14 protein-coding genes are annotated in these 14,038 nt (G+C 61.3%); 6 read left to right on the top strand and 8 right to left on the bottom strand.

All coding sequences use genetic code 11. The annotated features are described in order from the left end of the window. Positions 1–88: 88 nt before the first annotated feature. The 4 genes from HX821_RS03985 (at position 89) to gcvH (ending at position 4,581) form a co-directional block, all read left to right on the top strand. Positions 89–1,093: an extracellular solute-binding protein gene (locus HX821_RS03985; protein ID WP_008438892.1), complete on the top strand. Its 1,005-nt coding sequence runs from the start codon at positions 89–91 to the stop codon at positions 1,091–1,093. Between the two features lie 197 nt (positions 1,094–1,290). Beyond that, complete coding sequence (locus HX821_RS03980; protein WP_003213940.1) at positions 1,291–2,907, top strand: iron ABC transporter permease; 1,617 nt, start codon at positions 1,291–1,293, stop codon at positions 2,905–2,907. 156 nt (positions 2,908–3,063) lie between these two features. After that, positions 3,064–4,146, top strand: a complete 1,083-nt coding sequence (gene gcvT / locus HX821_RS03975; protein WP_177035321.1) for a glycine cleavage system aminomethyltransferase GcvT — start codon at positions 3,064–3,066, stop codon at positions 4,144–4,146. A gap of 51 nt (positions 4,147–4,197) precedes the next feature. After that, positions 4,198–4,581: a glycine cleavage system protein GcvH gene (gene gcvH / locus HX821_RS03970; protein ID WP_087693282.1), complete on the top strand. Its 384-nt coding sequence runs from the start codon at positions 4,198–4,200 to the stop codon at positions 4,579–4,581. Positions 4,582–4,623: 42 nt separating this feature from the next. On the opposite strand, the gene HX821_RS03965 is transcribed toward gcvH, so the two are convergent. The 7 genes from HX821_RS03965 to HX821_RS03935 form a co-directional block, all read right to left on the bottom strand. Then, positions 4,624–5,763, bottom strand: coding sequence for a DegT/DnrJ/EryC1/StrS aminotransferase family protein (locus tag HX821_RS03965; RefSeq protein ID WP_087693281.1), 1,140 nt, complete (start codon positions 5,761–5,763; stop codon positions 4,624–4,626). Between the two features lie 158 nt (positions 5,764–5,921). Further along, positions 5,922–6,593 (bottom strand): outer membrane protein, encoded by a 672-nt coding sequence (locus HX821_RS03960; RefSeq protein ID WP_008438895.1) that lies wholly within the window; start codon positions 6,591–6,593, stop codon positions 5,922–5,924. 160 nt (positions 6,594–6,753) lie between these two features. Then, the gene (locus HX821_RS03955) at positions 6,754–7,071 is read right to left on the bottom strand and encodes a DUF2388 domain-containing protein (protein ID WP_008438896.1); all 318 of its coding nucleotides are present in this window, start codon (positions 7,069–7,071) and stop codon (positions 6,754–6,756) included. A 69-nt stretch (positions 7,072–7,140) separates the two neighbouring features. Further along, positions 7,141–7,587, bottom strand: a complete 447-nt coding sequence (locus HX821_RS03950; protein ID WP_008438897.1) for an NfeD family protein — start codon at positions 7,585–7,587, stop codon at positions 7,141–7,143. Between the two features lie 10 nt (positions 7,588–7,597). Beyond that, positions 7,598–8,518 (bottom strand): SPFH domain-containing protein, encoded by a 921-nt coding sequence (locus HX821_RS03945; protein ID WP_003213925.1) that lies wholly within the window; start codon positions 8,516–8,518, stop codon positions 7,598–7,600. 56 nt (positions 8,519–8,574) lie between these two features. Continuing rightward, complete coding sequence (locus HX821_RS03940; protein WP_177035320.1) at positions 8,575–10,278, bottom strand: GspE/PulE family protein; 1,704 nt, start codon at positions 10,276–10,278, stop codon at positions 8,575–8,577. Positions 10,279–10,362: 84 nt separating this feature from the next. Beyond that, positions 10,363–10,701, bottom strand: coding sequence for a hypothetical protein (locus HX821_RS03935; protein WP_177035319.1), 339 nt, complete (start codon positions 10,699–10,701; stop codon positions 10,363–10,365). A gap of 127 nt (positions 10,702–10,828) precedes the next feature. Here HX821_RS03935 and HX821_RS03930 point away from each other — a divergent pair, with 127 nt between their 5' ends. Further along, the gene (locus HX821_RS03930) at positions 10,829–11,299 is read left to right on the top strand and encodes an Lrp/AsnC family transcriptional regulator (RefSeq protein WP_087693276.1); all 471 of its coding nucleotides are present in this window, start codon (positions 10,829–10,831) and stop codon (positions 11,297–11,299) included. 57 nt (positions 11,300–11,356) lie between these two features. On the opposite strand, the gene HX821_RS03925 is transcribed toward HX821_RS03930, so the two are convergent. Beyond that, positions 11,357–12,724: an inorganic triphosphatase gene (locus HX821_RS03925; RefSeq protein ID WP_003213918.1), complete on the bottom strand. Its 1,368-nt coding sequence runs from the start codon at positions 12,722–12,724 to the stop codon at positions 11,357–11,359. Between the two features lie 158 nt (positions 12,725–12,882). Here HX821_RS03925 and argE point away from each other — a divergent pair, with 158 nt between their 5' ends. Continuing rightward, positions 12,883–14,031 carry an acetylornithine deacetylase gene (argE, locus tag HX821_RS03920; RefSeq protein ID WP_003213916.1) on the top strand — a complete coding sequence of 383 codons (1,149 nt, stop codon included), beginning with the start codon at positions 12,883–12,885 and terminating at the stop codon, positions 14,029–14,031. Positions 14,032–14,038: the final 7 nt, after the last annotated feature.

The following is a 14,038-nucleotide window of genomic DNA, read 5'->3' as shown; positions in this document are numbered from 1 at the left end:
GTGCAACATCTGGTAACGGCTCCGTTGAGCGTTACCAAATGTGAGTCCTTATCATTTGCGCTCTTTTTGCAAATGAGAGACCGCACCCATGCTGGCACCCAAGCGCCTCCTGACTGCCCTGGCACTCACTCTTATCGGCAGCACCACCGTGCAGGCGGCCGATGAGGTCGTGGTCTACTCCTCGCGCATCGACGAACTGATCAAACCGGTGTTCGACGCCTACACCAAGAAGACCGGCGTGCAGGTGAAGTTCATCACCGACAAGGAAGCGCCGCTGATGCAGCGCATCAAGGCCGAAGGTGAAAACGCCACTGCCGACCTGCTGCTCACCGTCGACGCCGGCAACCTCTGGCAGGCCGAGCAGATGGGCATCCTGCAGCCGTTCACCTCTGCGGTGATCGACAAGAATATTCCCCTTCAATACCGTTCTTCGGCCCATGCCTGGACCGGCCTGAGCCTGCGAGCGCGGACCATCGCCTACTCCACCGATCGCGTGAAACCGGGCGACCTGACCACCTACGAAGCCCTGGCCGACAAACAGTGGGAAGGCCGCCTGTGCCTGCGCACCGCGAAGAAGGTCTACAACCAGTCGCTGACCGCCACCCTGATCGAAACCCACGGCGCGGCCAAGACCGAGGAAATCGTCAAGGGTTGGGTCAACAACCTGTCCACCGACGTGTTCTCCGATGACATTGCCGTGCTGGAAGCGATCAACGCCGGGCAGTGTGACGTGGGCATCGTGAACACCTACTACTACGGCCGCCTGCACAAGCAGAAGCCGGACCTGGCGGTGAAGTTGTTCTGGCCGAACCAGGGCGACCGCGGGGTGCACGTCAACCTGTCGGGCATCGGCCTGACCAAGCATGCACCGCACCCGGAAGCAGCCAAGGCGCTGGTGGAGTGGATGACCACGCCGGAAGCGCAGAAGATCTTTGCGGATGTGAATCAGGAGTTCCCGGCCAACCCGGCGGTGCCGCCGTCGGCGGAAGTGGCGACCTGGGGCAAGTTTGTGGCCGATACATTGCCGGTGGAAGTGGCGGGCAAGCGCCAGGCTGAGGCTATTCGCTTGATGGATCGCGCTGGCTGGAACTAGATACAATTTGCAAGGCGCCGCCGATCTAAATGTGGGGGCGGGTTTGTGTGGGAGCGGGCTTGCTCGCGAAGAGGGTGTATCAGTCACATATGCGTTGACTGACACGCCGCTTTCGCGAGCAAGCCCGCTCCCACACAAGCCCGCTCCCACATTGGTTAGCGCTGGCTTCAAGCTATTCATTCTCTGAGAATTAACCTTTGGCCCATCCCGCCCAACGCCGCTGGTACCTGCCGGTCTTCACCGTCGCCGCCCTGGTGCTGCTGCCGTTGAGCGTGCTGTTGCTGTCGTGGCAGACCATCGACCATCAAATCTGGTCCCACCTGTGGGAAACCCAGATGCCACGTCTGCTGGGCAACACCTTGACCCTGGTGCTGGGCGTCGGTGTGGGCGTTACGCTGCTGGGCGTCAGCCTGGCCTGGCTGACCAGCCTCTGCGAATTCCCCGGCCGGCGCTGGCTGGACTGGGCGTTGATGCTGCCCTTCGCGATTCCCGCCTATGTGCTCGCCTTCGTCTTCGTCGGCCTGCTGGATTTCTCCGGCCCGGTGCAAACCCTGCTGCGCGAATGGTTTGGTACAGGCCTGCGCCTGCCGCGTGTGCGCTCGACCAGCGGTGTGATCATCGTGCTGGTGCTGGTGTTCTACCCCTACGTTTATCTGCTGGCGCGCACCGCGTTTCTCGCCCAGGGCAAAGGCCTGATGGAAGCGGCGCGTGTCTTGGGGCAGTCGCCGTGGCAAGCGTTCTGGCGGGTGGCCCTGCCCATGGCGCGTCCCGCCATCGGTGCGGGCGTGGCCCTCGCGCTGATGGAAACCCTGGCGGATTTCGGTGCCGTCTCGGTGTTCAACTTCGACACCTTTACCACCGCCATCTACAAGACCTGGTACGGCTTTTTCAGCCTCTCCAGTGCCGCGCAACTGGCCAGCCTGTTGCTGTTGGTGGTGATGCTGGTGCTGTACGGCGAGCGCCGTGCCCGGGGCGCCAGCCGGCCGAGCAACGAGCGACCTCGCGGCAAGGCGCTTTACCATCTGCGCGGGTTCAAGGCGGCGTTGGCCAGCGGTTGGTGCGGATTGGTGTTCGCCTGCGCGTTCGTGATCCCGATGCTGCAACTGGTGGCCTGGTTCTGGCAGCGTGGCCGTTTCGACCTGGACGAGCGCTACGCCGGTTTGATCGTCCATACCCTGTACCTGGGCGGTATGGCTGCCCTGATCACCGTCAGCGTGGCCCTGGTGCTGGCGTTCGCCCATCGCCTGGCGCCCACCCGGGCCATCCGCTCCGGCATCAGCCTGGCCAACGTAGGCTACGCGCTGCCCGGCTCGGTACTGGCGGTGTCGATCATGTTGGCGTTCAGCTACCTGGATCGTGAACTGGTGATCCCGGTCTCCGGCTGGCTGGGGGGCGCCGGCAAACCGCTGTTACTGGGCAGTTTGTCGGCCTTGCTGCTGGCGTATCTGGTGCGCTTCATTGCGGTGGCCTACGGGCCGCTGGAAAACAGCCTGGCGCGAATCCGTCCGTCCTTGCCGGAAGCCGCCCGCAGTCTTGGGGTCAGCGGGCCGCGACTGTTTTGCAAAGTGTATCTGCCACTTTTGCTGCCGGGCACCCTGAGCGCGGCGCTGCTGGTGTTTGTCGATGTGCTCAAGGAAATGCCGGCGACCCTGCTGATGCGCCCGTTCGGCTGGGACACGCTGGCGGTGCGGATTTTCGAGATGACCAGCGAAGGGGAGTGGGCGCGGGCTTCGCTGCCGGCCCTGACCCTGGTATTGGTGGGGCTGTTACCGGTCATCGGGTTGATCCGACGTTCGGCGCGACGAATCGGTTAGGTGCCAGTCCTACGGCTTGAGGCTACAATGCGCGGCATTCGGTGCGGTCGATCTTTCAGATCGGGTTGCTGAACGCGGCTACAGGCCTTGTATTTCAAGGCGTGCGGCCCGAACGGCGACCGTCCGCACCTTCGCCACGCCCGGAAGGAGAAACCCATGGGACAGCGCACGCCTCTGTATGACCTGCATCTCGCCCTTGGCGCGAAAATGGTCGATTTTGGCGGTTGGGATATGCCTTTGCACTACGGCTCGCAGGTTGAGGAGCACCATCAGGTGCGACGCGACTGCGGGGTGTTTGATGTATCCCATATGACCGTGATCGATATCACAGGCCCCCAGGCCAAGGAATGGCTCCAGCATTTGCTGGCCAATGATGTTGACCGATTGCACGGCTGCGGCCGCGCGTTATACAGCGCCATGCTCAACGAGCAGGGCGGCGTGGTGGACGACATGATCGTCTACCGTACCGAGGGCGGTTACCGGCTGGTGGTCAACGCCGCCACCCGTGACCAGGACATGGCCTGGATGCAGGCTCGGCTCGGCAGCTATCAGGCCCAGCTCCGCGAGCGGCCCGAATTGGCCATGCTCGCCATTCAAGGCCCCCATGCCCGGCAAAAGATCGCTGAACTGGTGACCCAGTCCCGCGCCACCCTGATCCATCAGCTCAAGCCCTTTGAAGGCCTGGCTGACGGCGACTGGTTTATCGCGCGCACCGGTTACACCGGCGAAGACGGTCTTGAAATTGTCCTGCCGGCCGATCAGGCCCCGGCGTTCTTCAACGACCTGGTAGGCGCAGGCATTTCGCCCATCGGCCTCGGCGCCCGCGACACGCTGCGCCTCGAGGCCGGCATGAACCTTTACGGTCAGGATATTCACCATGACGTCTCGCCCCTGGCAGCCAACATGGCCTGGAGCATCGCCTGGGAGCCGGCCGAGCGGGATTTCATCGGCCGCGCCGCCCTGGAAGCCGAAAAGGCTGCGGGTGTGAAGTCCAAGCTGGTCGGCCTGGTGCTGGAAGAGCGCGGGGTTTTACGCGCTCACCAGGTGGTTCGTATCGCCAATGTTGGCGAAGGAGAGATCACCAGTGGTAGTTTCTCTCCTACGCTAAGCAAATCCATTGCCCTGGCGCGTGTGCCGTCGGCGACTGCTGACCGGGCCGAGGTGGAAATCCGCGGCAAGTGGTACCCGGTTCGGGTGGTCAAACCGACGTTCGTGCGCCATGGCAAAACATTGATCTAACTTTTCCGGCGGGCCAATGGCCGCTGACATTTTTCCTTGAGGACACAGACTATGAGCGATATCCCTGCCGACCTGCGTTTTGCCGAAAGTCACGAATGGGCCCGTCTGGAAGCTGACGGCACCGTGACCGTCGGGATCTCGGACCATGCCCAGGAAGCATTGGGGGATGTAGTGTTCGTTGAGTTGACCGAAGTCGGCAACGTGTTCAAGGCGGCTGACCAGGCCGGCGTGGTTGAATCGGTGAAGGCCGCTTCGGATATCTACTCGCCAATTGCTGGCGAAGTGATCGCGGTGAACGACGCCTTGAGCGGTGAGCCAGAGCTGTTGAACTCCGACCCTTACGGCGCCTGGATCTTCAAGCTCAAGCCAAGCAACCCGGATGAACTGAAAAAATTGCTGGACGCTGCCGGCTACAAGGCTGCCATCGGCGAGTGATCCCGCTGCGGGAGCCGGCAACCGGCTCCCGCAAAGGTTTTGTCAGCGCTTCAACACCGCTTTTACCGCCGCTACCGAACGCTCTACGTCCGCTTTCGTCATCGCCGTGAACATCGGCAACGACACAATCAAACGCCCCACTTTTTCCGCTACCGGGAACATGCCTTCCTTGAATCCCTGTGCCTTGTACAAGCTCAGCAGGTGGATCGGTGGGTAGTGATAGCCAATGCCGACGCCATGGGCCTGCATCTGCTCCATGAACGTGGCGCGTGCGGGCAGGCCGTCCTGACGCTCCGGCAGTACCAGCTGGAACAGGTGCCAGTTGCTGTTTTCGAAGTCTGCCGGTGGCAATTGCGCACCGTACTGCGCTTCAAAATCACTGCCGAAGCATTCGAAATAGTGCCGTGCCAGTTCCTGGCGGTGGGCAGTGATCTTCTCGATATGGGCAAACTGGCCCAGGCCGATGGCTGCTGCGATGTCGGTCATGTTGAACTTGCCGCCCAACACATCCACGTCCAGGCCATCGAAGCCGGTGCGGGTCACGCCCTGCAGGCGATATTTTTCCGCCAGGCGCGCTTCTTCAGCGTTGTTCAATACCAGGCAGCCGCCTTCGGACGAGGTGATGTTCTTGTTCGCCTGGAAGCTGAACGATACGAAATCGCCGGTAGCGCCAATGCGTTGGCCATCCCAGCTGGAACCCAGGGCCTGGGCTGCATCTTCGACGATGCGCAGGTTGTACTTGTTGGCCAGCGCGTAGAGCAATGGCATGTCCAACGGCAGGCCCGCCAGGTATACCGGGATGATTGCCTTGGTGCGCGGTGTGATCGCGGCTTCCACCTTGGCCAGGTCGATATTGCGGGTCACCGGGTCGATGTCGGCGAACACCGGCGTGGCACCGACTTCCAGAATCACGTTGGCCGTGGCTACCCACGAAATCGGGGTGGTGATGACTTCGTCACCAGGCCCGATACCGGCGATGCGCAAGGCAATCTCCATGGTGCAGGTGCCCGAGTTGAAGGTACGCACCGGGCGCCCCCCAAAATATTCCGACAACTGCGCCTCGAACGCCTGCACTTTCGGCCCGCTGGTGATCCAGCCGGAGCGCAGTACGTCGCCTACCGCCGAGATGGTGGCTTCATCAATAGTGGGCTTGGAGAACGGCAGAAAGGGCAGTTGGCTCATGACGTTGAAGGCATCCGTTTCAGAAGGCGATGAGAAAAAAGCATATCAATGCCGGGCATGGTTGCACGGCTCGACTGAATATAGCCTGTCGTCTGTGAATGAATCGTCCCGCCTGAAACAAAAAATGCCGCCTCGGGAGCGGCATTTCAGCATCGGTGTCAGAAGGCAACGCGTGCCTCAAGAAACACGTTCTGCTCTTTGAGCTTGCCTTTGAGCTGTTCGTCCCGGGCGTTTATCCGATTGGCGAACGTGTTGTAGCCGGTCTCGATCCCGCCCATGTCCACGTAACGCCAGCCGGTACCCAGGGTCAGGGTTTCGCTGACCTTGGCATCCAGCCCCAGGCCAACGCTGTAGGCGAAGTTGTATTGGCGATTGCTGGCGAAACGGCGGGTGTCGTTGGTCTGGTAACCCTCGGCGTCAACCTGGGCCACGCCGACTCCCGCCATACCGTAGAACGACAGCCATTCATTGATCGGGATGTTTTTATAACCGTTGAGCATCAGGCGCTGGCTGTCGGTGCGCAGGCTGTTGACGTTGGCATTGAACGGTGCCCAATGGGATTTGAAGGTCGAGTGGCTGGGCATCGTGTATTCCCCCTCCAGGCGCCAGCCATCGGCAAAGGCATAGCCCACGGCGAATGAGCCGGTGAACGTCTTGCTGCTGTCGGGGGCTTCTACCCGGTGGGTTACGCGTGGGCTGGTCAGCAGTGAGCTTGAGAGATTCTGCCGGGCGCTGTTGAGCTTTGCCGACCCGTACCAGCTTTCTGCCTGGGCATAAGGCGTGGCAACCGCGGCGAGCAGCAGGGCGTAGGAGAGTTTTTGCATGGTCATCGATTCACTCAGTCTGAAGGGAATCGATAGCTTGTTGCCGGGTGCGCCTGCAACTCGACAGGACTTTTCCTGTTCAGATGCGGAATCGCCAGCGTCTGGCGTAGGAAATCAGGGCAAAAAAATGCCGCTCTCGAGGAACGGCATTTTTTATGCGGCGGTATTACTCGGAAGCAATGGCGTTTTTTGCCAGGATTGCGTTCGCCAGGTCCATATCCGTGGCCTTGAGGCCAGGGTTATCGGCGCGGACTTTCTGCATCGCAGCTTCCAGGTATGGGCCACGGATGTTGCCGTCACTGGCGACGAAGCTACCGGCGTCGTCCTGGGCGGCGACTACCATTTTGTGGTCCTTGAAGGTCAGGTACGTCGAGCCGGTCGTGGCACCCGATGAGATGACATTACGCCAGAAGCTGTCGGCCATGGCTGAACCGACAGGAAGGGAAAGCACAGCGAGGGTTGCGACAGCATATTTTAGACGCATGATGGGTGACTCCGACTGGGTTATCTGAACAGTTTGATTGTAGATAGCCCAGCCGAGTTCCATGGATGACTAAACAGTTTCAACCTGCAAAATCACGCCTTCCTGACCAATGACACGTACGTGTGCCCCAGCCGGCGCGTCCGGCCCGGATGCCATCCACACACCGTCACCCACCTTGATCTTGCCACGGCCCTCGACGATGGCCTGATGCACCACAAAGGTGCGACCGATCAACTCGGAGCCGCGCATGTTCAGCCCCGGCTGGTCGCTGACCTTGGCGCTGCTGCGCTGGCGTCGCCACCAGTACACCGCCGTGAGGATCGACAACACGGCGAACAGCAGCAGTTGCCACTCCAGCCCCAGGCTCGGCACCAGGAACTTGATCACGCCCACGGCTGCCGCGGCGATGCCCATCCACAGCAGATAACCACCGGCACCGAACACTTCAAGGATCAACAGCACCGTGCCCAGTGCCAGCCAGTCCCAAAACGACAGGTGCTGCAGGAATTCCCACATGGTGCGTGCCTCAGGCTTTCTTGTTGTCGAAGGTTGCCTTGACGATTTCGCCGATGCCGCCGACTGCGCCAATCACCTGGCTGGCTTCCAGCGGCATCAGGATCACCTTGCTGTTGTTGGCCGAGGCCAGCTTGCCCAGTGCGTCGATGTATTTCTGGGCGACGAAGTAGTTGATGGCCTGCACGTTACCGGTGGCGATGGCTTCCGATACCACTTGAGTGGCGCGGGCTTCGGCCTCGGCCTGACGTTCGCGGGCTTCGGATTCCAGGAAGGCGGCCTGACGACCACCTTCGGCCTCCAGGATCTGCGCCTGCTTCTTGCCTTCGGCGGTCAGGATCGCGGAGGCTCGCAGGCCTTCGGCCTCGAGGATCTGCGCACGCTTGATCCGCTCGGCCTTCATCTGGCCGGACATGGCGGCCATCAGGTCGGCAGGCGGGCTGATGTCCTTGATCTCGATCCGGGTGATCTTGATGCCCCACGGTGCGGTGGCTTCGTCGACGGTGCGCAGCAGTTTTTCGTTGATGCCGTCACGCTGGCTGAGCATCGCATCCAGCTCCATGGAGCCGAGCACGGTACGGATGTTGGTTTGCAACAGGTTGCGGATGGCGTGTTCGAGGTTGTTCACCTCGTAGGCAGCCTGGGCGGTATTGACCACCTGGAAGAAGCACACGGCGTCGATCTGCACCGTGGCGTTGTCAGCGGTGATGACTTCCTGGGGTGGGATATCCAGCACGCTTTCCATCACGTTGATCTTGCGACCGATGCGGTCCATGACCGGAATGATGATGTTCAGGCCGGGCTTGAGGGTGTTGGTGTAGCGGCCGAAGCGCTCGACTGTCCACTGGTAACCCTGCGGGACCACCTTGAAACCCATGAAGAGGATGGCGACGGCCAAGCCTACAAAAAGAAGCAGTACGGTTCCGATCTGCATAACGATTCCTTGTCTGGTGACGGTGAAGCGAGGTTTTTCCGATTGTAACGGTGTTGTCACGGATAAGGACGGATTACCGCGCCATCGATCAAAGGATTTGTTTCTGAATCCCCAGGCGTCACTCGCAGTACCTCTTCAAGTGTTGTCAGTCCTGCCATTACCTTGCGCATACCGGCGGACCGCAAGCTGCACATTCCCTGGTCAAGGGCCGCCAGACGCAGGGCCTGGAGGTCGGTGCCCGGGCTGACCAGGGCCTTGAGGCGATCGTTCATCAGCATGATCTCGTAGACCCCGGCTCGACCCCGATAGCCACTTTCCCGGCACTCGCCGCAACCCACTGCCTGATGGACCTGCCCGGCTTGCCGCTTGCAGTGCGGGCACAACAGCCTGACCAGGCGCTGGGCCATCACCCCCAGCAGCGTGGCATTGATCAAGTAATGGGGAATGCCCAGTTCCAGCAAGCGGCTGATGGCGCCGGGCGCATCGTTGGTGTGCAACGTCGACAGCACCAGATGCCCGGTCAGGGCGGCCTGGATCGCCATTTCTGCGGTTTCCAGGTCGCGAATCTCGCCGATCATGATGATGTCCGGGTCCTGGCGCATCAGGGCGCGGATGCCGCTGGCGAAGGTCAGGTCGATGTTGTGCTGCACCTGCATCTGGTTGAAGGCCGGCTCCACCATCTCGATCGGGTCTTCGACGGTGCACAGGTTGACCTCGCGAGTGGCCAATTGCTTGAGCGTGGTGTACAGCGTGCTGGTCTTGCCGGAACCGGTAGGGCCGGTGACCAGGATGATGCCGTTGGCCTGGCCGGTCATGGATTGCCAGCGTTGCAGGTCGTCGCTGGAAAGTCCCAGTTGCTGGAAATCCTTGTGCAGCACCTGCGGGTCAAAAATTCGCATCACCAGCTTTTCGCCGAAGGCTATGGGCAAGGTCGACAGGCGCAGTTCCACTTCCCCGCCCGTGGGGCTTTTGGTCTTCACCCGGCCGTCTTGGGGTTTGCGTTTTTCCGCCACGTTCATCCGGCCCAGGCTTTTCAGGCGGCTGACCACCGCCATCGTCACCTGGGACGGGAATTGATAGACATCATGCAGCAGCCCGTCGATGCGAAAACGCACGCGCCCCTGATCGCGTCCGGGTTCGATATGGATATCACTGGCCCGCTGGCCAAAGGCGTACTGCAACAGCCAGTCGACGATGTTGACGATGTGCGCGTCGTTGGCGTCGGGCTCCTGGTCGCTGGCGCCGAGATTGAGCAGTTGTTCGATATTCGGCGCGCCGGAGGTTTTTTGATCAATGGCGCCGCTGACCGATTTCGCCAGTCGGTAAAACTCCACGGTGCAGCGCTGGATCTCCTGGGGATTGGCCAGCACCCGCTTGATGGAGCGCTTCAACACCTGAGCCAGGCCGGCTTCCCAACTGCACACGTAAGGCTGGGCACTGGCGACGGTAACGCTGTGGGCGTCGACCGCAACGGCCAGGATCTTGTGGCGCTGGGCAAAGGCATAGGACATCAGCGGCACCACCGCCGCGACGTCGATTTTCAACGGGTCGATACGCAGGTAGGGCTGGCCGCAGTGGCGGGCGAGCCATTCGGTCAGCATTTCCAGAGACGGCCCCTGGCTGGCAATGCATTCCAGGGGATGCAGCCCACTGTTCGCCGGTAGGGCCAGGTCGGCGGGCACCAGGCCCTGGTCGATCAGGGCAGGCAACAACTGATGGATTTCCAGCCAGCGATCCTGCGGATTTGGCGCAACGGACATGGTGACGTTCCTGGGCAACGATTAGGCGTAGTCCTCAGGCTAGTCACCCTTTGCGCTTCGGCCTCCGGAGTTTATTGCAGGCATTTACTGAGCTGCCACCTGGACCGCCAGAGGCCGCGCAGCATCTGCCGGGCGCAGCTCCAGCGAGCACACACTGATCAGGTTACGAAGTTTTTCGCCGATCACCTGGGCCCGGTGCCAGCTCAGGCCATCCATCACGATATCGATCGCCAGCAGGTCGTCTTCACGCTGCACGCTCACCTGACGTGGCACCAGGAACTGCAGAGCAAAATAGTTGAGCACCCGGCACAACACGTCGGGTTCAGCCTCGGCGAGGATTTGATAGTGCGCCTGGCAGTGGGCATTGCTGACGGCCCAGGCGTCAACGCGTTGGGCGGGGTGGGAGGCTTCGACGACGTGCATGATGATTCTCCGGATTCGACTGGAGAAATTTTTGCATTCGTCGCGGGAGATTTCTTATCTAAAACAGCCTGTATTGGCTTATAAGAGAATCATGTAATTCTTTAAATCATGATTAATGGGTATTTCTATGCACGCTGAATTGGACGTGTACGACCGGCGCATTCTCGCGCTGCTGCAGGAAGACGCTTCGCTCTCCAGCGCGCAGATCGCCGAACAGGTCGGCCTGTCGCAGTCGCCGTGCTGGCGCCGGATTCAGCGGCTGAAAGAGGAGGGTGTGATTCGCGGCCAGGTCACCCTGCTGGATCGCAAGAAAATCGGCCTTAATACGCAGATTTTTGCCGAGGTGAAACTCAACGCCCACGGCCGTTCCAACTTCACTGAATTCACCGAGGCGATTCGCGGTTTTCCGGAAGTGTTGGAATGTTATGTGCTGATGGGGGCGGTGGACTTTTTACTGCGGATCGTCACGTCGGACATCGAGGCGTATGAGCGGTTTTTCTTTGAGAAGCTGTCGATGGTGCCGGGGATTCAGGAGGTCAACTCGATAGTGGCCTTGTCGGAGATCAAGTCCACCACGAGTTTGCCGGTGTTGCGCTGATAGTTGCCATGGCCTGACTTTAGTGGCGAGGGAGCAAGCTCCCTCGCCATAAGGGTTTTACAGGCGCAGCAGGGTTTTCCAGGCGCGATTCTGATACACCGCAATCGCCTGATGCATCCGCGCATCCAGCGACTCATCGGTGATCGGCTGGTTGGCCAGGTGCGCCAGCTTGTTCAGCTCGCCATACAAACGGTCCAGCTCGGCGATATCCAGCACCTGGCGTGCATGGTGCAGCCAGGCCAGGATGCGTTCGATACGCGGCAGTTGCTCGGCCAGGTCTTCCGGCTGTTGCTGGTAGCGCGGCAGTTGCAGGGCAACGGCGTCATCGGCCAGCAGGCGCGGCAGCCAGTTGGCCAGCTGTGCAGCGCCCTGGCGATTGCCACGCACGTTGCGATCCGCGGCCCAGGTGCGGGCCAGCAGCCAGCGGGAAGTGGTCAGGGAGAACAAACCCCAGCGCACGTCTTCCAGTTCTTCGGCGAACTGCTCCGGCGCGGCCTTGCGGATGTCTTCATCGTCGTCACCGGCCTGGACCAGCGGACGCCAGTCTTCCAGCAAGGCGTCCAGTGCGGCGCGCAATTCGCTGGTGGACTGACGCGGTGCGGCCTGGCCGAGGCTGCCGAGCAGGGCCCGCAGTTCGCCGAGGTTTTCCACCCAGTCCTGCAGCAGACGCCAGTGGCCGTTGAAACGGTATTGCTCGGCCAGGCGCTGGCTGCTGCCCAACAGATGCCACATGACGGCAGCAAATGCGTCGTCCAGCGGCATTTCGGCGTGCAGCACCGGTGCCGGCAGGCTCAGGGAGTAGCTGTTGGCGTCGAACAGGCGATAGCCACGCTCGGCCTTGCTGATATCGCACGGCATCAGCGCCAGGGTCGCGGCCAGTTCAGCGGCCAGTTCCAGCAGGGCGGCCGGGTCGCCTTCGCGCAGTTCCAGTTCCAGCTCGCAGATTTCTTCTTTCTGCTTGCCGGCAACCACGTGGCCCAGGTCCAGGGCGGCTTCGATCACCACCTTGGCCTTGCCGCGGCCCCAGGCGATTTCAGCGCGTTCGCGGACGAAATCGGTGGTGAAGATCGGCTTGAGGGTCTTTTTGTCCAGCTCGGCCAGTTGCTCGGGCCAGCATTCGCCGTCGAGTTTCTTCACGTCGAGCTTGGCTTTGGCCAGGTCCCAGTTGTACTCATTGCGTTCCGACAAGCCGGCGACGCTCTGGCCACGGGTCTTGAGGGTCTGGATCACTTCGTCGCCGTCTTTGCGCAGGCGCAGGGCCACTTTGGCCTGGGCCAGGTCGCGTTCCGGGGTGTCGAAGTACTGGTTCATCAACTCACGGCGTTCCCAGCCACTTTTGTTGCGTTTTTTCAGTAACGGGTGCTCACGCAGCGCGGCGAGGGTTTCGCGGCTGACACGGAGCTTGATTTCGGTTTCTTTCTGCATGGCCGGAAAATCCAGGATCGGGAGCGCAGCCGGGGAAAAGAGTGGCTGCCAAGGTCGTGCAGTGTACAGGACTGAGCCCGGCAACGTGCCGCAACGGTTTATTGTGTCACTCAGATAGCTCTATGATGGGGTTCGTCCGGGAAGTTGAGAGACAGCGCATGCCTTTACCGTCCATGAAAGAACAGTTCGCCGCGCTGATTGCCGCGCCTTCGGTCAGTTGTACCCAGGCCTCTCTCGACCAATCCAACCGCCCGGTCATCGATTTGCTCGCCACCTGGCTGGCAGACCTGGGCTTTGCCTGCGACATCCAGCAGGTCAGCCCAGGCAAATTCAACCTGTTGGCCAGTTTCGGCACCGGCCCTGGCGGCCTGGTGTTGGCGGGCCACAGTGACACCGTGCCGTACGACGGCGCCCTATGGCAGACCGATCCGCTCAAGCTGACGGAAGTCGACGGCCGCTGGGTAGGACTGGGCAGCTGTGACATGAAGGGCTTTTTCGCCCTGGTGATCGAAGCCGTCCAGCCGTTGCTCGACCAGCCTTTCAAGCAGCCGCTGCTGATTCTTGCTACCTGCGATGAAGAAAGCTCCATGGCCGGTGCTCGTGCACTGGCCGAGGCGGGTCGTCCCTTGGGCCGTGCGGCGGTGATCGGTGAACCCACCGGCCTCAAACCCATCCGCCTGCACAAGGGCGTAATGATGGAGCGCATCGATATTCTCGGGCGCAGCGGCCATTCGTCGGACCCAAGCCTGGGCCACAGCGCCCTCGAAGCCATGCATGACGCCATTGGCGAACTGCGTGGCCTGCGCCTGGCCTGGCAGCGCGAATACCGCAATCCGCAGTTCAGCGTGCCACAGCCGACCATGAACTTCGGCTGCATCCACGGTGGCGACAACCCCAACCGCATCTGCGGCCAATGCTCCCTGGAATTCGACCTGCGGCCCCTGCCGGGCATGGATCCCCAGGTGCTGCGCGCTGCCATCCGGCAGAAGCTCGAACCCTTGGCCGAGCGCCATCAGGTGAAGATCGACTACGCGCCGCTGTTCCCCGAAGTGCCGCCGTTCGAGCAGGCCGAGGATGCAGAGTTGGTGCGGGTAGCTGAACGACTTACCGGTCATCGCGCCGAAGCAGTGGCGTTCGGCACCGAAGCGCCTTATCTTCAGCGCCTTGGTTGCGAGACCCTGGTGCTTGGCCCTGGCGATATCGCCTGCGCCCACCAGCCAGGCGAGTACCTTGAAATGTCACGCTTGACGCCTACAGTGCGTCTATTGCGTGAACTGATTCAACATTACTGCCTGACACCTGCATAAATTAACC

Origin of the sequence: Pseudomonas sp. B6001, assembly GCF_013386015.1 — a bacterium.
Taxonomy (GTDB): domain Bacteria; phylum Pseudomonadota; class Gammaproteobacteria; order Pseudomonadales; family Pseudomonadaceae; genus Aquipseudomonas.
This window is presented reverse-complemented; position numbering and strand designations above follow the sequence as displayed.

Bases quoted from the DNA above. Each gene is read 5' to 3' on its own strand.
- HX821_RS03985 (WP_008438892.1), top strand. From the start codon at position 89: ATGCTGGCACCCAAGCGCCTCCTGACTGCCCTGGCACTCACTCTTATC.
- gcvT (WP_177035321.1), top strand. From the start codon at position 3,064: ATGGGACAGCGCACGCCTCTGTATGACCTGCATCTCGCCCTTGGCGCG.
- gcvH (WP_087693282.1), top strand. From the start codon at position 4,198: ATGAGCGATATCCCTGCCGACCTGCGTTTTGCCGAAAGTCACGAATGG.
- HX821_RS03965 (WP_087693281.1), bottom strand. From the start codon at position 5,763: ATGAGCCAACTGCCCTTTCTGCCGTTCTCCAAGCCCACTATTGATGAA.
- HX821_RS03960 (WP_008438895.1), bottom strand. From the start codon at position 6,593: ATGACCATGCAAAAACTCTCCTACGCCCTGCTGCTCGCCGCGGTTGCC.
- HX821_RS03955 (WP_008438896.1), bottom strand. From the start codon at position 7,071: ATGCGTCTAAAATATGCTGTCGCAACCCTCGCTGTGCTTTCCCTTCCT.
- HX821_RS03950 (WP_008438897.1), bottom strand. From the start codon at position 7,587: ATGTGGGAATTCCTGCAGCACCTGTCGTTTTGGGACTGGCTGGCACTG.
- HX821_RS03945 (WP_003213925.1), bottom strand. From the start codon at position 8,518: ATGCAGATCGGAACCGTACTGCTTCTTTTTGTAGGCTTGGCCGTCGCC.
- HX821_RS03940 (WP_177035320.1), bottom strand. From the start codon at position 10,278: ATGTCCGTTGCGCCAAATCCGCAGGATCGCTGGCTGGAAATCCATCAG.
- HX821_RS03935 (WP_177035319.1), bottom strand. From the start codon at position 10,701: ATGCACGTCGTCGAAGCCTCCCACCCCGCCCAACGCGTTGACGCCTGG.
- HX821_RS03930 (WP_087693276.1), top strand. From the start codon at position 10,829: ATGCACGCTGAATTGGACGTGTACGACCGGCGCATTCTCGCGCTGCTG.
- HX821_RS03925 (WP_003213918.1), bottom strand. From the start codon at position 12,724: ATGCAGAAAGAAACCGAAATCAAGCTCCGTGTCAGCCGCGAAACCCTC.
- argE (WP_003213916.1), top strand. From the start codon at position 12,883: ATGCCTTTACCGTCCATGAAAGAACAGTTCGCCGCGCTGATTGCCGCG.